Genomic DNA, 23,136 nt, shown 5'->3' with positions numbered 1-23,136 from the left:
CGTTCTACTCTCCTTAAGGTTGTTATTTGCGCTGCGCTCGTCGAGTGAAACTTTCACCTGCGCAACAGCTTAAGTATTGCTACGAAAATCTTTTTTACCACGTGGCGACATAATTAATTCTGCAATTGCGTTTTCAGCGCGAGCAGCGGCGCGCAGAACGCCAGCGGGTGCGAGATAAACGGCGCATGGGCTGCCTTATCAAACACCTGCGATTGGCTCTGCGGCCACAGGGCGTCCAGCTGCGGGATGATCCTGCGCGGCACCAGGCCGTCGAGCCGGCCGTACAGGCGCAGGAACGGCACGGTCAGCGCGGCCAGCGGCTCGCGCAGATCGGCGGTTTTGAGGATCTCAAGGCCGCCGTTGAGCACCTCTGATGACGGCATCGGCAGCGACAGCACCGTTTGCTTGAGCGCCCGCGCATCCTGACGTGCGCTTTCGGTGCCCAACGTTTGCAGCGCCAGGAAACGTTCCACGGTCCGCTGGAAATCTTCGCTCAACTGCTGCTGGAAGCCGCTCAGGACCTCCGGCTTGATGCCCGGCCAGTCGCCATGAGCGCTAAAGCACGGGGACGAGGCCACGGTGACCAGCGCCTGCACGCGCTGCGGATGGCGCAATGCCACCTGGCTTGCGACCAGCCCGCCCAGACTCCAGCCCAGCCAGATAGCGCGTTCTGGTGCGCTTTCCAGCACCTTTTCAGCCATATCCTCCAGGCTCAGCGCGCCGAATCCGCCGCTGCGTCCGTAGCCCGGTAGATCGACCCGGTGTAGCGTAAAGTGCGCGTTTAATTCCGGCGCAATGCAATCCCAGACCTGCGCATTCAGCCCCCATCCGTGCAGCAGCACAAGATGACAATTTCCTTCGCCCGTGGTTTGCCACCAGATGTCGTTCATCAGCTATCGTTCTCATTTCTTCGCCTTAAGGAGGGATTATGCTAACAGTCCACAGCGCGTGCTGGCTATGCCAAATGCCGCTGGCGCGGCCGGCATGGGGCATCTGCTCACGCTGCACCCGGGCGCTGTTTGCCCGTCAGGGGCGTTGCCCGCAGTGTGGTTTACCCTCGGCAACGGCGCATACGCCGTGCGGCCGTTGTGTACAAAAACCGCCGCCGTGGCAGCGTCTGGTGGCAATTAGCGATTACCACCCGCCGCTGAGCACGCTGATTCATCGTTTTAAATTCAGCGGCACGGCCGAGCTGGCGCCGGCCCTCGCGCGGCTACTGCTGCTTGCCGTACGCCAGCGCAGCGATTTGCCCGCCCCACAGCAGCTCATCAGCGTGCCGCTGTGGCAGCGCCGCCACTGGCGGCGAGGTTATAATCAAAGTGAACTACTGTGCCGCCCGCTGGCGCGCTGGCTGAGCCTCCGCTATCAGTCGCGGGCGATGACGCGCGTTCGCCCCACTGCCACGCAGCATCAGCTCAGCGCCAGGCTGCGTAAACACAACCTGAAGCACGCCTTCCAGCTTGAATTACCGTTGCAGGGTCGCCATATGGTTATTGTGGATGATGTCGTCACCACGGGCAGTACCGTTGCCGAGATTTCCCGCCTGCTTTTGCAAAACGGCGCGGCGAGCGTTCAGGTATGGTGTCTGTGCCGCACCTTGTAGACCCCCAGCGATGGGCGTATTATAACCAACTAAAGTAGTCAACTATTAGGTCAAAGCTATGATCCGTATTTCCGATACTGCGCAAGCGCACTTTGCCAAACTTCTGCAAAATCAGGAAGAAGGGACACAAATCCGCGTATTTGTGATTAACCCTGGTACGCCTAACGCAGAATGCGGCGTTTCTTACTGCCCGCCGGATGCGGTGGAAGCAAGTGATACAGCCCTGAAATTTGAACAGCTCACCGCCTATGTCGACGAGTTGAGCGCTCCGTATCTGGAAGATGCGGAAATTGATTTCGTTACCGATCAGTTGGGCTCCCAGCTGACGCTGAAAGCGCCAAACGCCAAAATGCGTAAAGTGTCCGACGACGCCCCGCTGATGGAGCGCGTGGAATACATGCTGCAGTCGCAGGTTAACCCGCAGCTGGCAGGCCATGGCGGCCGCGTGTCGCTGATGGAAATCACCGACGACGGTTACGCCATTCTGCAGTTTGGCGGCGGCTGTAACGGCTGCTCGATGATCGATGTCACGCTGAAAGACGGCATTGAGAAACAGCTGCTGGCCGAGTTCCCTGACCTGAAAGGCGTGCGCGATCTCACCGAGCACCAGCGCGGCGAGCACTCCTACTACTAAGCTATCGGCCAGACGCCGTCATGTGCCGGAGCGATATCACGTCGGCTCCGGATGGCGGTCAACGCGGCCTGGGTGAGGCGTTTTCGTCGCTCCCGGGCCTTTTTTTTGCTAACGATAATCATTCTCCACTTCGGCATTTCTACCTGATTTTTAACGCCTTCCTCGATGTTACCGCGCAACATTCCGCGCAAATGCCACCTCGCAACGCTGCAAAAATCCCGTGAATAGTTTGACTAAGGTCGCATATTTCACATTTCCAGGCCTGGGGATATTCTCAACCCTACTATGTTACCCGTATCATCCATTCCAGCATCATCACGTTAAATAATAGCCAGCTATTCTTACAGTCAGGCCCACAACATAACGATGATGTGAAGAAACGAGTACCTATTCCCTCTGTAGGGACAATTGGACGTTGTCGCAACAACAGTGAAGTTACCCATAACAAATTAAAGGCTGGATAAGTTATGCCATTAATCATCGTAGCTATCGGGGTTATCCTCTTATTACTGCTGATGATCCGTTTCAAAATGAACGGGTTCATCGCTCTGGTGCTGGTCGCGCTCGCGGTCGGTTTAATGCAGGGTATGCCGCTGGACAAAGTGATCGTCTCCATTAAAAATGGCGTCGGCGGCACCCTTGGCAGCCTGGCGCTGATTATGGGCTTCGGCGCTATGCTCGGCAAAATGCTCGCCGACTGCGGCGGCGCACAGCGTATTGCCACCACCCTTATTGATAAATTTGGTCGCAAGCACATCCAGTGGGCGGTCGTACTGACCGGCTTCACCGTGGGCTTCGCGCTGTTCTATGAAGTGGGCTTCGTGCTGCTGCTGCCGCTGGTGTTCACCATCGCCGCTAACGCGCGTATTCCGCTGCTGTACGTCGGTGTCCCGATGGCTGCCGCACTGTCCGTGACTCACGGCTTCCTGCCGCCGCACCCGGGTCCGACCGCTATCGCCACCATCTTCCATGCCGATATGGGTAAAACCCTGCTGTACGGTACCCTGCTGGCTATCCCAACGGTGATTCTGGCTGGCCCGGTTTACGCCCGCTGCCTGAAAAGCATCGACAAGCCGATTCCGGAAGGTCTGCACAACCCAAAAACCTTTACCGAAGAAGAGATGCCGTCCTTTGGCGTCAGCGTCTGGACATCCCTGGTTCCGGTTATTCTGATGGCCATGCGCGCCATTGCTGAAATGGTGCTGCCAAAAGGCCACGCCCTGTTGCCTGCCGCTGAGTTCTTCGGCGACCCGGTGATGGCGACGCTGATCGCGGTGCTGATTGCTATCTTCACCTTTGGCCTGAACCGTGGCCGCTCGATGGACAGCATCAACGATACGCTGATCTCCTCGATTAAAATCATTGCCATGATGTTGCTGATCATCGGCGGCGGCGGCGCCTTCAAGCAGGTGCTGGTCGACAGTGGCGTTGATAAATACATCGCCTCCATCATGAACGAATCCAACGTTTCACCGCTGTTTATGGCGTGGTCTATCGCCGCCGTACTGCGTATCGCACTGGGTTCTGCCACCGTTGCCGCAATTACCGCAGGCGGCATCGCGGCTCCGCTGATTGCCACCACCGGCGTAAGCCCGGAGCTGATGGTTATCGCGGTCGGTTCCGGTTCCGTTATCTTCTCGCACGTGAACGATCCGGGCTTCTGGCTGTTCAAAGAGTACTTTAACCTGACCATCGGCGAGACCATCAAGTCCTGGTCAATGCTGGAAACCATTATTTCGGTATGCGGTCTGGTAGGCTGTCTGCTGCTGGGGATGGTGGTGTAATACCACAAACTCTGGATACAACAATGCCGGGCTTGCCCGGCATTTTTATTGGCAGGCCTGCTAAGCGTAGCGCCATCAGGCAACGACAGCGCGCAGCATTGCCGGATGGCGGCGTTGCCTTATCCGGCCTACGTGACCTCGTCCTGCCCGGCGCGTGCCCCAATCCCATTATTTCGGTGTGCGGTCTGCTGCCGGGGATGGTGGCGTCATACCACAAACTCTGGATACAACAATGCCGGGCTTGCCCCGGCATTTTTATTGGCAGGCCTGATAAGCGTAGCGCCATCCGGCCTACGTGACCTCGTCCTGCCCGGCGCGTGCCCCAACCCCATTATTTCGGTGTGCGGTCTGCTGCCGGGGATGGTGGTGTCATACCACAAACTCTGGATACAACAATGCCGGGCTTGCCCGGCATTTTTATTGGTAGGCCTGATCAGCGTAGCGCCATCAGGCAACGACAGCACGCAGCATTGCCGGATGGCGGCGTTGCCTTATCCGGCCTACGTTACTACTTCTTGCTTGCCGCTTTCCGGCGCTTATCCAAATCTTTAATCAGCTTATTCACACCCTCATCGGCAAACATCGCTTCCAGCGAGGTTGAGAGCTTGCGACGCCAGTTCGGATACTCGGTGCTGGTGCCGGGAATGTTGACCGGCGCGGACATCTGCAGCCAGTCTTCCGGCTGCAGGCCCAACAGCGCGCTGTTGCTGTCGGCAATATAACGCTGCATGCCGCGGCTCAGGGTTGACGTCATCGACATCAGCGATGCCTTATGCCCTGTGCGCTTAGGCAGCGCACCGTATTTATGCAGCGCATCCAGCAGCCCCTGCTTCGCCCGCTCACGGTCCTGATACAACCCGCGCAGCACATCGGCATCCGGATAGAGACCCAGTTCATTACCGAGCGTCAGATCGCCGCTTTCCCAGTAGCCGCGCAGCGTTGGCAGGTCGTGGGTCGTGGCTACAGCCATTGACTGTTCCGGATAGGCTTTCGGCGCACGGAAGGTTTTCTCGCTGTCGTTCTCAAAATAGAGCACTTTGTACGAGTAGACGCCGCTCTTACGCAGTTTGCCAACAATTTCAACCGGCACCGTCCCCAGATCTTCACCAATCACCATACAGCGGTGACGCTTACTTTCCAGTGCCAGAATCGACAGCAACGCATCCACCGGATACTGCACATAAGCCCCGTGATCGGCGGTTTCACCATACGGGATCCACCACAGGCGCAGCACGGACATCACGTGGTCGATACGCAGCGCGCCGCAGTTCTTCATGTTGGCACGCAGCAGCTCAATAAACGGTTCGTAGGCGCGCGCAGCAATGATATGCGGATCCATCGGCGGCAGGCCCCAGTTCTGCCCCAGCGGGCCAAGGATGTCCGGCGGCGCGCCGACGGAGGCCTTCAGGCAGTATAGCTCGCGATCGCACCAGGTTTCCGCGCCGCCTTCGGCCACGCCCACCGCCAGATCGCGGTAGAGGCCAATGGGCATCGCGTCGCGCTGGCTGGTCTCCCAGCACTCGGCAAACTGGGTGTAGGCCAGCCACTGCAGCCAGAGGTAAAAATCGACCTCATCGGCGTGCTTTTTACAGAACGCGTGGACCTCCGGGCTTTCGATATTCTGATACGCCTTCGGCCAGGCCGGCCAGCCCCAGCGCAGCTTATCTTCCTTCACCTGCTGAGCGTGCAGCGCGTCAAACGCCGCCTGCCAGTACAGGCTTTCGCCCTCTTTGTCGACAAAGTAGCGGAAGGCGGTCATCTGCTCATCACTACGCAGTGCAAAACGTTTCCACGCCATGCGCAGCGCGGTCATTTTCAGTTCGGTTACGGCGGTGTAATCCACCTGTTCAACGTCACGGGCGGCTTTCAGCTTCTGCTGAGTGGCGGGCAGCTTCCACCACGCCTGCGCCTCTTCGCTCAGGCGGAAATCCTCGACCGCATTCACGTCAATGTAGATAACGTTCATCCAGCGGCGCGATGACGGGCTGTACGGGCTGGCGCTTTCCGGGTTTGCCGGGTACAGCGCGTGAATCGGGTTGAGGCCGATAAACGCCCCGCCGCGCTTCGCCACTTCCGGCAGCATCGCCTTCAGGTCGCCGAAGTCGCCGATGCCCCAGTTCTTTTCCGAACGCAGGGTGTACAGCTGCACGCAGGCGCCCCACAGCTTTTTCGCTTCTTTCAGCGGCTGTGGTTCATAGCAGCGCTCGGGCGCAATAATCACCCGGCAGTGCCAGCGCTGGTCATCCTGGGTCAGCGTTAAGGAGTGATACCCCTCCGGCAGGCGCGTCGGCAGGCTAAGATTCTTGCCGCCCTCCGCCTTACCGTGGTGCTGATTGCCCTCTTCGGTGGTGAGGATCCAGTTGAATTCGCCGCTGCCGGAAACCGGCAGCGCCATTTTCTTACCGTGCGTCCAGACCATCACGTTCGGTATCGGCGTCGCCGCGACCGCATCGGTCGCGGGACGGTGCATCGCGTCAAGCAAGCGCCGCTTCGTGTCCGCGCCGATAGACTGCGGCTTGCCGTGCGCATTGATATAGTCAGGGCTAATACCCGCCGCCAGCGCGGCATTATCGAGGCGTTTGCTTTCCATAGGCCAGTCCTTAGCGTTTTGCCTGCCAGATACGTTTTTGGTAATCGCGAATCGAGCGATCGGAGCTAAACATGCCGCAGCGCGCGGTGTTCAGGATGGCGGCGCGGGTCCAGGCTTCCTGGTCGCGGTAGAGCACGTCAACCTGTTTCTGCGCTTCAACATAGGCGGCGAAGTCGGCCATCACCAGATACGGGTCACCGCCTTCCTTGCCGATGCTGTGCAGCATCTGGTCAAACGTATGCTTGTCGCCATCGCTGTACTTGCCGCTCTCCAGCTCTTTGAGCACTGCGTCCAGCAGTTTGTCGGCTTTACGCCATTTCAGCGGATCGTAGCCTTTGGCCTTGAGCGCTTTCACCTGCTCGACGGTATGACCGAAGATGAAGATGTTCTCGTCGCCCACTTTCTCGGCGATTTCCACGTTCGCACCATCCAGGGTACCGACGGTCAGCGCGCCGTTGAGCGCCAGCTTCATGTTGCCGGTGCCGGAGGCTTCTTTACCGGCAGTAGAGATCTGCTCGGACACGTCCGCCGCCGGGATCAGCATCTCGGCCGCCGATACGCAGTAATCCGGCAGGAATACCACTTTGAGCTTGTCGCCCACTTTCGGATCGTTGTTTACGGCCTCAGCGACCTTGTTAATCGCCAGGATAATGTTCTTCGCCAGATAGTAGCCCGGCGCCGCCTTCGCCCCGAACAGGAACACGCGCGGTACGCGGTCGGTCTGCGGGTTTTCGCGAATCTCTTTGTACAGCGCGAGGATGTGCAGCAGGTTCAGGTGCTGGCGTTTGTACTCGTGCAGACGTTTGATTTGAATATCAAAAATGGCGTTGCTGGAAATCTCAATGCCGGTACGCGCCTTAATAAACTTCACAAGACGCTCTTTGTTTGCCAGCTTGATGTCGCGATACTGCTGACGGAATTTCGCGTCGTCGGCGTATTTTTCGAGGTTGATCAGCTGATCGAGATCGTTCGCCCACTCTTTCTTCAGCGTTTTATCCAGCAGCGCGGCGAGCTGCGGGTTGCACTGTTTAATCCAGCGACGCGGCGTAATGCCGTTGGTCACGTTGTGGAAGCGGTTCGGCCACAGCTGATGGTATTCCGGGAACAGGTCCTTCACGACCAGGTCAGAGTGCAGCGCCGCGACGCCGTTAACCGCAAAGCCGCTCACGACGCACATGTTGGCCATACGCACCTGTTTATTGTGCACCACGGCAAGCTTCGCCCAGACGGCTTCATCGCCCGGCCAGGTTTTATCTACCAGCTTCTTAAAGCGGTCGTTGATCTCTTTGATAATCTGCATATGACGCGGCAGCAGCGCCTTCACCAGTTTCTCATCCCAGCACTCCAGCGCTTCCGGCATCAGGGTGTGGTTGGTGTAGGCGAACGTTTTGCTGGTAATCGCCCAGGCGTCATCCCAGCTCATCTGGTGCTCGTCAATCAGCACGCGCAGCAGTTCGGGAATAGCAATCGTCGGGTGGGTGTCGTTAAGCTGAATCACTTCAAAATCTGCCAGCTCGTGCAGCTTGCGGCCCGCCAGATGATGGCGACGCAGAATGTCGGCTACCGAGCAGGCGCACTGGAAGTACTGCTGCATCAGACGCAGTTTTTTACCCGCGGTGTGGTTGTCGTTCGGGTACAGCACCTTCGTCAGTTTTTCCGCATCAATGCCCTGCTGCTCAGCGCGCAGGAAATCGCCGTCGTTGAATTTAGTCAGGTTAAACGGGTGCGCGTGTTTGGCCTGCCACAAACGCAGCGGCTGCGCTACGCCATTTCGGTAGCCCAGTACCGGCAGATCCCACGCTTCACCGGTGAGGGTGAACGCTGGCTGCCATTCGCCTTTGACAACTTTACCGCCAATCTCGACCTGCACGTCGAGCGCCGCGTTGTGGCGGAACCACGGATAGCTGCCGCGCTGCCAGTCGTCCGGCGCTTCCATCTGGTGGCCGTCATCGAAGGACTGGCGGAACAGACCGTACTGGTAGTTCAGACCATAACCGGTGGCCGATTGGCCTACGGTCGCCATTGAGTCAAGGAAGCAGGCAGCCAGACGTCCCAGGCCGCCGTTGCCGAGCGCCGGGTCCGTTTCTTCTTCCAGCAGGTCGGTCAGGTTGATGTTGTAGGCTTTCAGCGCCTCGCTCACGCCTTCATACCAGCCCAGGTTAAGCAGGTTGTTGCCGGTCAGGCGCCCAATCAGAAACTCCATCGAAATGTAGTTCACGTGGCGCTGATCCTTCGCGGGCTTCGCTGCCGGTTGCGCCGACAGCTGTTCTGCCAGCGCGCCGCTCACAGCCTGCCACCATTGATGAGACGTCATTTCGGAAGCGGCCTGCAGGCCAAAACGCTGCCACTGACGCGTCAGGGCAGCCTGGAATGAATCGTGATTGAAAGTAGGCTGTGACATAGCGAAATCGAATCCTTTTTACATAAACATTAGCGGTAGTGTGCCTGGCTGAATGCATGACTTCCTCCTCCTGTCCTGGATTAGGCGGGGAGGAGTCGCAGGGATGAGCGAAAAGTGTGATCGCCGCCACTATAACGTTAGCCGCTGACGGCGAATTCGCGCATTTTTCAACCAGCATGAGACGGTCCTTTTGCTGTCCACAGTCTCGAGGATGATGGCCGCCGATTCTCCGCGCCAGGTCAAAAAATGAAATCATGTTCCGCGATAAATATGTAAATAGGGAAACAATTACCCTTCGAAAATAAGCAACAAATTAATACGTATTGTTTCTATGGAAAATGACCATGCAAGAAATTTCTTAAATGCGATTAATGACGTAAAACTGCGTAAATTTATTTCGTTCGTAAGCAGATGACCCTGCGAAACCTAGATTTTACGCACCCTACGGGGCCTAATACGTAGTGGGGAGGGAATATGAGAAATTGTGACATATAGCAAATTCGCAAGCATCAAAACAGGACATAACTTGCAATACATAGCTATTTGACCGACCTTTGTAAGGATTAATTACGAAGCGCAAAAAAAATCTCGTTTTCCAATCCTCACAGTGAAGTGATTAGCTATGTTGATTCCGTCAAAATTAAGTCGACCCGTCCGTCTCGAACACACCGTGGTTCGCGAGCGGCTGCTGGCGAAACTTTCAGGCGCGAACAATTATCGTCTGGCGCTGATAACCAGTCCGGCTGGCTATGGAAAGACAACGCTCGTGTCGCAATGGGCTGCAGGGATGAGTGACCTTGGCTGGTATTCGCTTGATGAAGGCGATAACCAGCAGGAACGCTTTGCCAGCTACCTGATCGCCGCTATCCAGCAGGCGACGGGCGGCCATTGCGAGGCGAGCGAAAACATGGTGCAAAAGCGCCAGTATGCGAGCCTGAGCTCCCTTTTCTCGCAACTTTTCATTGAACTCAGCGAATGGCAGCGTCCGCTCTATCTGGTCATTGATGACTACCACCTGATTACCAACCCGGTGATCCACGATGCGATGCGCTTCTTCCTGCGCCATCAGCCGGAAAATCTGACGCTGGTGGTGCTATCGCGCAACCTGCCGCAGTTGGGCATCGCCAACCTGCGCGTGCGCGATCAGCTACTGGAAATTGGCAGCCAGCAGCTCTCCTTTACGCACGCCGAGACCAAACAATTCTTCGACTGCCGTCTGGCCGCGCCGATTGAAGCGGCAGAAAGCAGTCGCCTGTGCGATGACGTCGCCGGCTGGGCTACCGCGCTGCAGCTGATCGCGCTATCCGCACGCCAGCGTAATAACGCGACCCAGCACTCTGCGCGCCGTCTGGCGGGCATTAACGCCAGCCATCTTTCCGATTATCTGGTTGATGAAGTGCTGGACAACGTCGACGCGCAAACGCGTAATTTCCTGCTGAAAAGTTCGCTGCTACGTTCCATGAACGACTCGCTCATCGCCCGCGTAACCGGCGAAGAGAACGGGCAAATGCGCCTGGAAGAGATCGAGCGTCAGGGGCTGTTTATTCAGCGCATGGACAACTCCAGCGAGTGGTTTAACTACCATCCGCTGTTCTGCAGTTTCCTGCGCCAGCGCTGCCAGTGGGAGCTGGCGACCGAACTGCCGGAAATCCACCGCGCGGCGGCGGAAAGCTGGATGGCGCAAGGTTTTCCGAGCGAAGCCATCCACCACGCGCTGGCGGCAGGCGATCCGAAAATGCTGCGCGATATTCTGCTTAACCACGCCTGGGGTCTGTTCCATCATAGCGAACTGGCGCTGCTCGAAGAGTCACTCTCCGCGCTACCGTGGGAAAGCCTGCTGGAAAATCCGCGCCTGGTCCTGCTGCAGGCCTGGCTGATGCAAAGCCAGCACCGTTACAGTGAAGTCAACACCCTGCTGGCTCGCGCCGAGCAGGAGATGACGTTTGAGATGGACACTTCGCTGCACGGTGATTTCAACGCGCTGCGGGCGCAGGTTGCCATCAACGACGGCGATCAGGATGAAGCCGAGCGCCTGTCCACCGTGGCGCTCGAAGAGCTGCCGCTGGCAAACTTCTACAGCCGCATCGTCGCCACCTCGGTGCACGGTGAGGTCCTGCACTGCAAAGGGCTGCTGAGCCAGTCGATTGCCGTCATGCAGCAGACTGAACAAATGGCGCGCCGCCACGATATCTGGCACTACGCCCTGTGGAGCCTTATCCAGCAGAGTGAAATTCTGTTTGCTCAGGGTTTCCTGCAGGCCGCCTGGGAGTGCCAGGAGAAAGGCTTCCAGCTGATTCACGAGCAACACCTTGAACAACTGCCGATGCATGAATTCCTGCTGCGCATTCGCGCACAGCTGCTGTGGGCGTGGGCGCGTCTCGACGAAGCGGAAACCGCCGCCCGCACCGGGATTGAAGTCCTGAGCGGCTTCCAGCCGCAACAGCAGCTGCAGTGCCTGACCTTACAGGTGCAGTGCTCGCTGGCGCGCGGCGATCTGGATAACGCCCGCAATCACCTGAACCGTCTGGAAAACCTGCTGGGCAACGGAGCCTATCACAGCGACTGGGTTTCTAACGCTGATAAGGTACGGGTGATTTACTGGCAGATGGTCGGCGACAAAAAAGCGGCGGCCAACTGGCTGCGCCACACGCCGAAGCCGGAGTTCGCCAATAACCACTTCCTGCAGGGACAGTGGCGCAACATCGCTCGCGCGCAGATTCTGCTGGGCGAGTTCAACTCGGCCGAAATGGTGCTCGAAGAGCTCAACGAGAACGCCCGAAGCCTGCGTCTGATGAGCGATCTCAACCGTAACCTGCTGCTGCTTAATCAGCTGCACTGGCAGGCAGGCAATAAGAACGAAGCTCAGCGCGTACTGCTGGAAGCGCTCCAGCTGGCGAACCGCACCGGGTTTATTAGCCACTTCGTGATTGAAGGTGAAGCCATGGCGCAGCAGCTGCGCCAGCTGATTCAATTGAATACGCTGCCGGAGCTGGACCAGCACCGCGCCCAGCGCATTCTGCGTGAAATTAACCAGCACCATCGTCATAAATTTGCCCACTTCGACGAGAGCTTCGTTGAACGCTTGCTCAACCACCCGGAAGTGCCGGAGCTCATCCGCACCAGCCCACTCACCCAGCGCGAGTGGCAGGTACTGGGGTTGATTTACTCGGGCTACAGCAACGAGCAAATTGCCGGCGAGCTGGACGTTGCGGCTACGACCATCAAAACCCATATTCGTAACCTTTATCAGAAGCTCGGCGTGGCACACCGTCAGGATGCGGTGCAGCACGCACAGCAGCTGCTGAAGATGATGGGGTATGGCGTGTAGTTTGTGCCGGACGGCGGCTGCGCCTTATCCGGCCTATACCAAGCGCGGGTTCGATATTAAACACCCCCTTTTGGCAGGCCGGATAAACGAAGCGCTATCCGGCGTTGCACGCGCCAGAGAGCAAAGAGATAGCCACGTCACATTAAAGAATTAACATAACCGCAAAGTGAAAAATTAGAATACTCAGGTTCATAGCCACCTTTTATAAAGGATGTCGTATGTTGGCACATATTATAAAAGGTGACCCTATGTCGGCATTAACCGCAAAAATCAGTAACAAGGAAAAGTTTGGATTTGGTCTGGGCGACGCCGCCAGCCATATCGTATTTGACTCCTCTGTCGCTATTCTCGCTTATTTCTATACCAATATTTATGGATTACCACCGGCAGTCATGGGGACATTATTTCTCGTCGTCAGGGTGCTGGATGCCATTACCGATCCAATAATGGGCGCTATTGCCGATCAAACCAAAAGTCGCTGGGGTCGCTTCCGCCCGTGGCTATTAATTATTTGTGTACCGTTTGCCGTAAGCTGCGTGCTGGTTTATTCCACGCCTAACTTTGAGCAAACGGGTAAAATTGTCTACGCCGTCGTGGCCTATATTTTTATGACCCTGATGTACACGGCGATTAATATTCCTTACTGCTCGCTTGGCGCGGCGATAACCGCCGATCCGAAAGAGAACCTGTCGCTGCAATCCTGGCGTTTTGCCGTCGCCCCTATTGGCGGCGCAATGGGTACCGCCCTGATTCTGCCGCTGGCAGACCTGCTTGCGCCGGGAGACCGGGCAAGCGGCATGCAGTGGGCGATGGGGATATTCGGCGCCATCGGCTGCGTGATGTTCCTGATCTGCTTTGCCACCACCAAAGAGCGTATTACGCCGGTGAAAGAAGAGAACCTGAACATTTTGCGCGACGTGCGTATTCTGATGAAAAACGACCAGTGGTGCGTACTGTCGATATATAACCTGGCGATGCTATGCGGCGTGGTGGTTCGCGGCGGCCTGCTGGTGTATTTCGTACAGTATATTCTGCAACAGGGCAGCAGCGTTATTTCTCTGTTTATGCTGGCGACGACCGTTGCTGCCGTGATCGGCAGCCTGGCGGCAAAACATGTGGGCTCATGGTTCTGTAAAATTCGCGCCTCGGTGTGGGTGAATATTCTCAGTGCACTATTCGGATTGCTGTTCCTGGTGCTGCCAACCGATTATTGGATGCCCGCGTTTATCGTCCACGTGATACTGAATATTTTGCAGGGGATTAACGCCCCGCTGCAGTGGTCGATGATTACCGACGCCAATAACTACGGCGAGTGGAAAACCCAGCGCCGTATTACCGGCATGAACGTCGCGGCAAACATCTTTATTATCAAACTCGGCGTTGCAATCGGCGGCGCGCTGACCGGTTGGGGGCTGGCATTTTACGGTTATCAGGCGGGGGTTGAGCAGCAGTCCGCAGAAGCCATTCGCGGCGTGCTCATACTGTTTACGGTGCTGCCGGCCATCTTCTATCTGATTACGGCCATTTCTATCCGCTACTATCGGCTGACCGAAGACCGCATGAACGTCATCGTCTCCGATCTGAGTCAGGGTAAATTCCAGCAGCAGATGTCATAACCCCCGGAACAGCAGTATTCGCGCGGAATGCCCCTCTCCCTTTTGAAGGCTGAGGGGCATTGCTTTTTCCCGCCAGTAAAATTGGCCGGATCCCCCTTAACAGAGTTCCAGCTGCACTTCATTTTCGGCAATCACCTGCATCACGCCCGGCGGCGGCAGAACGTCGGTAAACACCGCATCTACCATGCTGATGCTGCCCATATTGACCATGGCGTTCCGGCCAAACTTCGAATGGTCGACGACCAGAATCACGTGACGAGAGTTATCGATAATCGCGCGCTTGGTGCGCACCTCATGGTAGTCAAACTCCAGCAGCGAGCCGTCGCTGTCGATGCCGCTGATGCCCAGAATGCCGAAATCGAGGCGGAACTGAGAAATGAAGTCCAGCGTGGCCTCACCAATGATGCCGCCATCGCGGCTTCGCAGCTCACCACCGGCGAGAATAATGCGAAAGTCTTCTTTCACCATCAGCGTGTTGGCCACGTTGAGATTATTGGTCACGATGCGCAGGTCGCTGTGATTGAGCAGCGCGTGAGCCACCGCCTCCGGCGTAGTGCCAATATCGATAAACAGCGCTGAGCCGTTGGGAATCTGGCTGGCGACCTTTTGGGCGATGCGCTCTTTTTCCGCCGTCTGCGTCGCCTTACGGTCGTGCCAGGAGGCGTTTACCGAGCTCGACGGCAGCGCCGCGCCACCGTGATGGCGCAGGATCTTTTTCTGCTCCGCAAGGTCATTCAAATCACGACGAATGGTCTGCGGGCTAACGGAAAAGTGTTCCACCAGCTCTTCGGTACTGACATAGCCCTGAAGTTTTACCAGCTCGATTATCGCGTCATGACGTTGTGTTTGTTTCATGATGAATCCCTGGAAAAATTATGCTCGCTTTCGCACATTTAGCGTATCGACGAAGGCCATAGCCAGACCAATCACCAAACCGGTGACGTGAGCGCCGTTCGCAATCGACATTCCAAAAACGTTGAACCACCCGGCAACAAGCCAGATCAGAGAAAATATAATCAGCCCACGCGGCAGATAAATGCCGCTCTGCGGATCGCGTTCGCCGCGCAGCCAGGCATAGCCCATTAGGGCGTAAACCACGCCGGAGAGGCCGCCGAACCACGGACCGCTAAACTGGTGCTGAATAAAGCCACTGAGCAGCGCGCTGATGATGGTAATCACCACCAGTTTACCGCTACCGATGCGTTTCTCGATTGCCCCGCCCAGGTACCACCACCATAGCAGGTTAAAGAGGATATGGACGAATGAGAAATGCATGAAAGCATGAGTAAAATAGCGCCAGGCCTCAAATTTCAGCGAATCATCGTACGGCCAGGCAAGCCAGATCATCACTGGCTGATCGCCCACGATGTTCATCAGAATAAAGACCAGCACGCAGACTGCCATGATAACCATCGTCACCGGCCCTGCGCCCGCTTTTAGCGTGGCGAGAAACGGGAAATGACGGTAGTGCAAACCGCTGTTGGTCTGCCCGGACTGCCAGCTCGCCGCCAGATAACGCGGGTCGGCAGGATTGGCGAGAAAGCGTTCCAGCTCGCTACGGACGCGCGCTTCCTGCGCTTCATCAGAAAGCCAGACATCGCTGCGCGTATGCTGCTGGATAGTCAGAATAACGCCCTGCGTCGCCATGTAGTCAACAAAGGCCTGGGCCACGCGCGGGTTAGTAAAAGAGGTGATCATCAACATCAGCAGGTCGCTTCTATTCCAAACAAAAGGGGACAGTATATACCCAAACCCTGACAGATGCGTTGCAGCGCGCATTGCCGCCTGACGACAGGCGGCATCGGGAACGGGTGCTGGCGCTGTCTTAGAAAGCGGCGTGTTCCACTTCTGCCGGGAAATGGCGGTGCCAGGCATCAAAGCCGCCGTCCACGCTGTAAACCTGGTCATAGCCCTGCTGGAGCAGGTACTGCGCGGCACCTTTACTGCTGTTACCGTGATAGCACATCACCATGACCGGCGTTTCAAAATCGTTATCGCGCATAAACGCGCCCAGCGTGTCGTTCGTCAGATGAAACGCGCCCGGGGTGTGGCCCATCGCGAAGCTTTGCGGATCGCGAATATCCACCAGCACAGCGGCACTCTGCTGCAGCTTTTGGTGTGCCTGTTCTACGTTAATGCATTCAAACTGTTCCATGGTGCTCTCTTATCTTTATGGCAGGTATTGTGGCTCACGACATTTTATCGCCAAGTGTACGTCCTCAGGCCACGTAAACGCCAATATGTTATGCACATCACTCTAAAATGTTTTTTCTATGTTACCAAAAGCGCGTTTACTTGCTATTATGAGCGATATCGAACATTAATGAGCTATAACGAAAGTCCCTGAGGTAGCAATAATGGAAACCAAAGATCTGATTGTGATAGGTGGCGGCATTAACGGTGCAGGCATTGCGGCTGACGCAGCAGGGCGCGGGCTATCCGTGCTGATGCTGGAAGCCAGGGACCTGGCCTGCGCCACGTCCAGCGCCAGCTCGAAACTGATCCACGGCGGTCTGCGCTACCTTGAACATTACGAATTCCGCCTGGTCAGCGAAGCGCTGGCCGAACGCGAAGTACTGCTGAAAATGGCCCCCCATATCGCCATCCCGATGCGCTTCAGGCTGCCGCACCGCCCGCATTTGCGCCCGGCGTGGATGATTCGTACCGGCCTGTTTATGTACGATCACCTCGGTAAACGCACCAGCCTTCCCGCCTCTACCGGCTTGCGTTTTGGCGCAGAATCGGTCCTGAAGTCGGAAATTGTGCGCGGTTTCGAATATTCAGACTGCTGGGTCGACGACGCGCGGCTGGTGCTGGCTAACGCGCAGATGGTGGTGCAGAAAGGCGGTGAAGTCCGGACCCGCACTCGTGCTATCTCGGCAAAACGTGAAAATGGCCTTTGGGTTGTGGAAGCGGAAGATATCGACAGCGGTGAAAAATTCCGCTGGCAGGCGCGCGGTCTGGTCAACGCTACCGGCCCGTGGGTAAAACAGTTCTTCGACGACGGCATGCATCTGCCTTCGCCGTATGGCATTCGCCTGATCAAAGGCAGCCATATTGTCGTGCCACGCGTGCATACACAAAAGCAGGCCTACATTCTGCAAAACGAAGATAAGCGCATCGTGTTCGTGATCCCGTGGATGGATGAATTCTCAATCATCGGTACCACCGACGTGGAATACCACGGCGACCCGAAAAACGTTGAGATCGACGAAAGCGAGATTAACTATCTGCTGAAGGTGTACAACGGTCACTTTAAAAAGCAGCTGGCCCGCGAAGACATCGTCTGGACATACTCCGGCGTACGCCCGCTGTGCGACGACGAGTCTGATTCACCGCAGGCGATTACCCGCGACTACACGCTGGATATCCACGACGACCACGGTAAAGCCCCCCTGCTTTCCGTCTTTGGCGGTAAGCTCACCACCTACCGCAAGCTGGCGGAGCACGCACTGGAAAAACTGTCCCCATACTATCAGGGCATCGGCCCGGCGTGGACCAAAGGCGCAGTGCTGCCGGGTGGCGAGATCGGCGGCGATCGCGATGACTACGCAGCGAAACTGCGCCGCCGCTATCCGTTTATCAGCGAATCGCTGGCCCGCCACTACGCCCGAACCTACGGCAGCAATAGCGAGCTGATTATTGGCGATGCTCGCGACGTTACCGGGCTGGGCGACGATTTCGGCCATGAGTTTTACGAAGCCGAGCTGCGGTATCTGGTCGAACATGAGTGGGTACGCAGGCTCGATGACGCCATCTGGCGCCGTACCAAACAGGGGATGTGGCTGAATGCGGAGCAGCAGTCGCGGATAAGTGAATGGCTGGTGAAAACGCTGGGAAAGCCTGAGCTGGCGCAGGCGTCGTAATACGATCGCGCCGCGTCATGCCTGATAGCGCTGTGCTTATCAGGCATGCACGGGCGAAGGAAAAAAATGGGGCCATCCGGCCCCATTGTTGTTTTACAGCCTGACCGGCTCGATATACCAGATATGCTCGGCATACTCTTTGATCGTACGGTCGGAAGAGAAGTAGCCCATGTTGGCGATGTTGTGCATCGCTTTGGTGGACCACTCATCCGGCTCCTGGTACAGCTCATCAACCTTATCCTGGCAATCGACGTAGCTACGATAGTCAGCCAGCACCTGGTAATGGTCGCCAAAGTTGATCAGCGAATCCACCAGATCGCGGTAGCGACCCGGCTCGCCCGGACTGAATACACCGGTGGCGATTTGCGTCAGCACCTGACGCAGCTCGGCGTCCTGCTCGTAGTAGTCGCGCGGGCTATAGCCCTTGCGGCGCAGCGCCTCCACTTCTTCTGCGGTGTTGCCGAAAATAAAGAAGTTATCCGCGCCCACGTGCTCCTGCATTTCAACGTTCGCGCCATCCAGCGTACCGATAGTGAGCGCACCGTTAAGCGCAAACTTCATGTTACTGGTGCCGGAAGCTTCGGTCCCCGCCAGTGAGATCTGCTCGGAGAGATCCGCCGCAGGAATGATCATCTGCGCCAGGCTCACGCTGTAGTTGGGGATAAACACCACTTTGAGCTTATCGCCAATTTGCGGATCGTTGTTGATCACGTCCGCCACATCGTTGATCAGGTGAATGATGTGCTTCGCCATGTAGTAGGCCGAAGCCGCCTTCCCGGCGAAGATATTCACGCGCGGCACCCACTTCACGTCCGGATCGGCTTTGATGCGGTTATAGCGGGTGATGACGTGCAGCACGTTCATCAGCTGACGCTTGTACTCGTGAATACGCTTAATCTGCACGTCAAACAGCGCGTGCGGGTTGACCACCACGTTAAGATTCTGACCAATAAAGGCCGCAAGACGCTTTTTATTCTCCAGCTTGGCGCGCTGTACCGCCTGATTCACCTTCGGATAATCAATGTGCTGCTCCAGCTCGCTCAGCTGACTGAGGTCGGAGCGCCAGGTCTTGCCAATGTTGTCATCCAGCACCTCAGAGAGCGCCGGGTTCGCCAGCGCCAGCCAACGACGCGGCGTTACGCCGTTGGTGACGTTGATAAAGCGCATCGGGAAGATGTTGGCAAAGTCGGCAAACAGCGACTGCACCATCAGGTTAGAGTGCAGTTCAGAAACGCCGTTCACCTTCTTGCTCACCACCACTGCCAGCCACGCCATACGCACGCGGCGACCGTTGGACTCGTCAATAATGGAAGTGCGGCTCAGCAGGCCGGTATCGTTCGGATACTGCTCCTGTAATGTCTTCAGGAAGTAGTCGTTAATCTCGAAGATAATCTGCAGGTGACGCGGCAAGATTTTGCCCAGCATATCGACCGGCCAGGTTTCCAGCGCTTCGCTCATCAACGTGTGGTTGGTATAAGAGAAGACCTGGCAAGTCACGGTAAACGCTTCATCCCAGCTGAACTTATGCTCGTCAATCAGCAGGCGCATCAGCTCGGGAATGGACAGCACCGGGTGGGTGTCGTTCAGGTGAATAGCGATTTTGTCCGCCAGGTTGTCATAGGTTTTATGCAACATGTAGTGGCGGTTTAAAATATCCTGCACCGTCGCGGAAACCAGGAAGTACTCCTGACGCAGGCGCAGCTCGCGCCCGGAATAGGTGGAGTCATCCGGATACAGCACGCGGGATACGTTCTCAGAGTGGTTTTTATCTTCTACCGCAGCGAAGTAATCGCCCTGGTTAAATTTACCCAGGTTGATTTCGCTACTGGCCTGCGCATTCCACAGGCGCAGCGTGTTTGTGGCATCGGTGTCATAGCCAGGAATAATTTGATCGTAAGCAACCGCGAGGATCTCCTCGGTTTCCAGCCAGCGGCTGGTTTTGCCTTCCATCTGGACGCGGCCGCCGAAGCGCACCTTGTAGCGCGTGTTGTGGCGCGGGAATTCCCACGGGTTGCCATACTCCAGCCAGTAGTCCGGCGACTCTTTCTGGCGGCCTTCGACAATGTTCTGCTTGAACATGCCGTAGTCGTAGCGAATGCCGTAGCCACGGCCAGGCAGCGCCAGCGTCGCCAGCGAATCCAGGAAGCAGGCCGCCAGACGGCCTAAGCCGCCGTTGCCCAGCCCGGGGTCATTCTCTTCGTCAATCAACTCTTCGAGGTCCAGCCCCATCTCTTCCAGCGCGTTTTTTACGTCGTCATACAGACCCAACGACAACAGCGCATTGGAAAGGGTGCGGCCAATCAGAAACTCCATCGACAGGTAGTACACCTGCCGCGTTTCCTGGGAAAGCTGGGCGCGGTTAGAACGCAGCCAACGCTCGACCAGACGATCGCGAATGGCAAACAGCGTGGCGTTCAGCCACTCGTGTTTGTTGGCGATAGCGGGATCTTTCCCGATGATGAACATCAGCTTATAGGCAATAGAGTGCTTCAGTGCCTCAACGCTGAGGGTCGGTGATGCATACGTAAAGGGTGCATTCATAACTAAGATCCCCGTAGTTAAATCAGGCGTTGATAAAGCTCACGATAAGCGTGCGCAGCGACCTGCCAGCTAAAATCCATATTCATCGCCTGGCGCTGAACGTAGCGCCAGAGCGAAGGACGAGACCATAATACGAAGGCACGGCGGATAGCTCTGAGCAGCGACCAGGCGTTGCTGTCCTCAAAAACAAAACCGCTGGCGATACCGTCGGCCAGATTTTCCAGCGAACTGTCGGCAACGGTATCCGCCAGGCCGCCGGTGCGGCGAACCAGCGGCAGCGTGCCGTACTTCAGGCCGTAGAGCTGCGTTAAGCCACACGGCTCAAAGCGGCTCGGCACCAGGATGACGTCAGCGCCGCCGATAATGCGGTGCGAAAACGCTTCATGGTAGCCAATTTGTACCCCAACCTGCCCCGGATGCTCGGCGGCGGCGGCAAGGAAACCTTCCTGCAGCACCGGGTCACCTGCACCCAGCAGCGCCAGCTGACCGCCCTGCTCCAGCAGGCCTGGCAGAGCTTCCAGCACCAGGTCCAGCCCTTTCTGGCTGGTCAGGCGGCTCACCACGGCAAACAATGGTGCGCTCTCGTCCACCTTCAGACCCATGGCGATTTGCAGCTGCCGTTTGTTCTCCGCCTTCTTCTCTAGCGTATCGCGAGAATAGCTCGCTGGCAGCAGCATGTCCTTTTCCGGACTCCAGACGTTATCATCCACGCCGTTGAGAATACCCGACAGACGGCCCTCTTTATGCCGCTGACGCAGCAGGCCTTCCATGCCGTAGGCATACTGCGGCTCGGTTATCTCACGCGCGTAGGTCGGGCTGACGGCGGTGATGTGATCCGCGTAGAACAACCCGGCCTTCAGGAATGAAATCTGCCCGTGGAACTCCAACCCGTGCATGTTGAAAAACTCGCCCGGCAGCTGAATTTCACTCATATGATGGGCATAAAACAGGCCCTGATACGCCAGGTTATGCACCGTAAATACCGACTTCGCCGGACGGCCGCGGGCCGCCAGATACGCCGGTACCAGGCCCGCATGCCAGTCATGGGCATGCACAACCTCCGGACGCCAGAACGGATCCAGCCCGCTGGCCATTTCACTGCCCACCCAACCCAGCAGAGCGAAACGCTTCACGTTATCGGCATAGGCGTTCATGTTGGTGTCGTGGTACGGGCTCCCTGGACGATCGTAGAGATGCGGCGCATCAATCAGGTAAATGCCAACGCCGTTATAATGGCCGAACAGCAGCGTCATGCGCCCGGCAAAAGTCTCGCGACGGGTAACGACTTTGGCATCGGTAATCCCACGGCGAATGTCCGGAAACGCAGGCAACAGCACGCGTGCGTCGGTCCCTTCTGCAATCTGTGCCGCCGGCAGCGCGCCGATAACATCCGCAAGGCCGCCCGTTTTTAATAACGGGAACATCTCAGAACAAACATGTAAAACCTGCATTATCGCTCCTGTTTGTACCCCAACTGCCGCAACATCTCGCGCGTAACCAGCACGATTCCCTCTTCTGAGCGGTGGAAACGACGCGCATCCTCTTCCGCATCCTCACCAATCACCATGCCTTCCGGAATCACGCAGGCCCGGTCAATCACGCAGCGACGCAGACGCGAGGAACGCCCGACCCAGACGTCCGGCAATAAGACTGCCGAATCAATGTTACAGAACGAGTTCACGCGTACGCGGGGGAACAGCACCGATTGCACGACCACCGAGCCGGAAATAATACAGCCGCCGGACACCAGCGAGTTCAGGGTCATACCGTGGCTGCCGGAGCGGTCCTGAACGAACTTCGCCGGCGGTAGCGACTCCATGTGAGTACGGATAGGCCAGTGCTGGTCATACATATCCAGCTCTGGAGTGACCGACGCCAGGTCAAGGTTCGCCTTCCAGTACGCTTCCAGGGTACCCACGTCACGCCAGTACGGCTCGGCATCCGGGTCAGACTGCACGCAGGACAGTGGGAAAGGATGTGCATAAGCCGCGCCAGCTTTGGTGATTTTTGGAATTAAATCTTTGCCGAAATCGTGACTGGAGTTTTCGTCGCGGTCGTCCTGCTCCAGCAGCTCATAAAGGTAATCTGCATCAAAGACATAGATACCCATGCTCGCCAGAGACTTGCTCGGGTCGCTCGGCATCGCCGGCGGGTTAGCCGGTTTTTCCACGAAATCGATAATCTTATCGTTCGCATCGACCGCCATCACGCCGAACGCCGTTGCCTCTTCAATGGGCACCGGGATGCACGCAACGGTGCAGCGCGCGCCTTTTTCGACGTGGTCGATCAGCATGCGCGAGTAATCTTGTTTGTAGATGTGGTCACCGGCGAGGATCACCACATACTCCGCCTTGTAGCGGCGAATAATGTCGAGGTTCTGCGTGACCGCATCGGCGGTGCCGCGATACCAGTTTTCACCGTGCATCCGCTGCTGAGCCGGCAGCAGATCCACAAATTCGTTCATCTCTTCGCTGAAGAATGACCAGCCGCGCTGGATATGCTGCACCAGCGTATGGGACTGGTACTGCGTAATCACGCCGATACGACGGATCCCGGAGTTCAGACAGTTAGACAACGCAAAATCGATAATGCGGAATTTACCGCCAAAGTGGACGGCGGGTTTTGCCCGTTTATTGGTGAGATCCTTCAGCCGCGTGCCGCGTCCGCCCGCCAGAATCAGCGCGACGGATTTAATCGGTAACTGGCGAGCCAGCATTAAGGGATCGTTCTTTTCTAGCCTAACCATGATTAACTCCTTTTGATGCTCGTCCTT

General features: G+C 56.9%; 16 protein-coding genes. 7 read left to right on the top strand and 9 right to left on the bottom strand.

Annotated features, from left to right (window positions below):
* Positions 1-113 precede the first annotated feature (113 nt).
* The gene (bioH, locus tag H7R56_RS02035; protein ID WP_106925118.1) at positions 114-890 is read right to left on the bottom strand and encodes a pimeloyl-ACP methyl ester esterase BioH; all 777 of its coding nucleotides are present in this window, start codon (positions 888-890) and stop codon (positions 114-116) included.
* A 38-nt stretch (positions 891-928) separates the two neighbouring features.
* On the opposite strand from bioH, the gene gntX reads away from it, so the two are divergent.
* The 4 genes from gntX (at position 929) to H7R56_RS02015 (ending at position 4,573) form a co-directional block, all read left to right on the top strand.
* Complete coding sequence (gene gntX / locus H7R56_RS02030; protein WP_106925117.1) at positions 929-1,603, top strand: DNA utilization protein GntX; 675 nt, start codon at positions 929-931, stop codon at positions 1,601-1,603.
* Between the two features lie 58 nt (positions 1,604-1,661).
* Positions 1,662-2,237 (top strand): Fe-S biogenesis protein NfuA, encoded by a 576-nt coding sequence (gene nfuA, locus H7R56_RS02025; protein WP_106925116.1) that lies wholly within the window; start codon positions 1,662-1,664, stop codon positions 2,235-2,237.
* Positions 2,238-2,704: 467 nt separating this feature from the next.
* Positions 2,705-4,021 carry a gluconate transporter gene (gntT, locus tag H7R56_RS02020; protein ID WP_106925114.1) on the top strand — a complete coding sequence of 439 codons (1,317 nt, stop codon included), beginning with the start codon at positions 2,705-2,707 and terminating at the stop codon, positions 4,019-4,021.
* A 48-nt stretch (positions 4,022-4,069) separates the two neighbouring features.
* Positions 4,070-4,573, top strand: a complete 504-nt coding sequence (locus H7R56_RS02015; protein ID WP_182928501.1) for a hypothetical protein — start codon at positions 4,070-4,072, stop codon at positions 4,571-4,573.
* Here H7R56_RS02015 and malQ read toward each other — a convergent pair.
* Both malQ and malP read right to left on the bottom strand, forming a co-directional pair.
* Positions 4,530-6,611: a 4-alpha-glucanotransferase gene (malQ, locus tag H7R56_RS02010; RefSeq protein WP_106925112.1), complete on the bottom strand. Its 2,082-nt coding sequence runs from the start codon at positions 6,609-6,611 to the stop codon at positions 4,530-4,532. The two genes, H7R56_RS02015 and malQ, sit on opposite strands and share 44 nt — an antisense overlap.
* Before the next feature lie 10 nt (positions 6,612-6,621).
* Positions 6,622-9,012, bottom strand: coding sequence for a maltodextrin phosphorylase (gene malP, locus H7R56_RS02005; RefSeq protein ID WP_106925111.1), 2,391 nt, complete (start codon positions 9,010-9,012; stop codon positions 6,622-6,624).
* A 622-nt stretch (positions 9,013-9,634) separates the two neighbouring features.
* On the opposite strand from malP, the gene malT reads away from it, so the two are divergent.
* Positions 9,635-12,340, top strand: coding sequence for an HTH-type transcriptional regulator MalT (gene malT / locus H7R56_RS02000; protein ID WP_106925110.1), 2,706 nt, complete (start codon positions 9,635-9,637; stop codon positions 12,338-12,340).
* A gap of 248 nt (positions 12,341-12,588) precedes the next feature.
* Entirely contained in the window at positions 12,589-13,956 is a 1,368-nt protein-coding gene (locus H7R56_RS01995) for a glycoside-pentoside-hexuronide (GPH):cation symporter (protein WP_106925192.1), read from the top strand.
* A 96-nt stretch (positions 13,957-14,052) separates the two neighbouring features.
* Here H7R56_RS01995 and H7R56_RS01990 read toward each other — a convergent pair whose 3' ends face one another.
* From H7R56_RS01990 to glpE, 3 genes are all read right to left on the bottom strand, one after another.
* On the bottom strand, positions 14,053-14,811 hold the full coding sequence (locus tag H7R56_RS01990) for a DeoR/GlpR family transcriptional regulator (RefSeq protein WP_106925109.1): 759 nt from the start codon (positions 14,809-14,811) through the stop codon (positions 14,053-14,055).
* An 18-nt stretch (positions 14,812-14,829) separates the two neighbouring features.
* Positions 14,830-15,660, bottom strand: a complete 831-nt coding sequence (gene glpG / locus H7R56_RS01985; RefSeq protein ID WP_106925191.1) for a rhomboid family intramembrane serine protease GlpG — start codon at positions 15,658-15,660, stop codon at positions 14,830-14,832.
* Between the two features lie 121 nt (positions 15,661-15,781).
* On the bottom strand, positions 15,782-16,111 hold the full coding sequence (gene glpE / locus H7R56_RS01980) for a thiosulfate sulfurtransferase GlpE (protein WP_106925108.1): 330 nt from the start codon (positions 16,109-16,111) through the stop codon (positions 15,782-15,784).
* Positions 16,112-16,313: 202 nt separating this feature from the next.
* Between glpE and glpD the strand changes: the two genes are divergently transcribed.
* Positions 16,314-17,822: a glycerol-3-phosphate dehydrogenase gene (glpD, locus tag H7R56_RS01975; RefSeq protein WP_106925107.1), complete on the top strand. Its 1,509-nt coding sequence runs from the start codon at positions 16,314-16,316 to the stop codon at positions 17,820-17,822.
* Positions 17,823-17,915: 93 nt separating this feature from the next.
* Here glpD and glgP read toward each other — a convergent pair whose 3' ends face one another.
* The 3 genes from glgP to glgC are packed head-to-tail and all read right to left on the bottom strand — an operon-like array spanning position 17,916 to position 23,109.
* Positions 17,916-20,363: a glycogen phosphorylase gene (gene glgP / locus H7R56_RS01970; protein ID WP_106925106.1), complete on the bottom strand. Its 2,448-nt coding sequence runs from the start codon at positions 20,361-20,363 to the stop codon at positions 17,916-17,918.
* Between the two features lie 17 nt (positions 20,364-20,380).
* On the bottom strand, positions 20,381-21,814 hold the full coding sequence (glgA, locus tag H7R56_RS01965) for a glycogen synthase GlgA (RefSeq protein ID WP_106925105.1): 1,434 nt from the start codon (positions 21,812-21,814) through the stop codon (positions 20,381-20,383).
* Positions 21,814-23,109, bottom strand: coding sequence for a glucose-1-phosphate adenylyltransferase (gene glgC / locus H7R56_RS01960; protein WP_106925104.1), 1,296 nt, complete (start codon positions 23,107-23,109; stop codon positions 21,814-21,816). The genes glgA and glgC overlap by 1 nt, the downstream gene beginning before the upstream one ends.
* Positions 23,110-23,136: the final 27 nt, after the last annotated feature.

The sequence above is a fragment of the Klebsiella sp. WP3-W18-ESBL-02 genome, assembly GCF_014168815.1.
Classification (GTDB): domain Bacteria; phylum Pseudomonadota; class Gammaproteobacteria; order Enterobacterales; family Enterobacteriaceae; genus Kluyvera; species Kluyvera ascorbata_B.
Note: the sequence above shows the minus strand (reverse complement) of the source record. Positions and strands in the feature narration are given on the sequence as shown.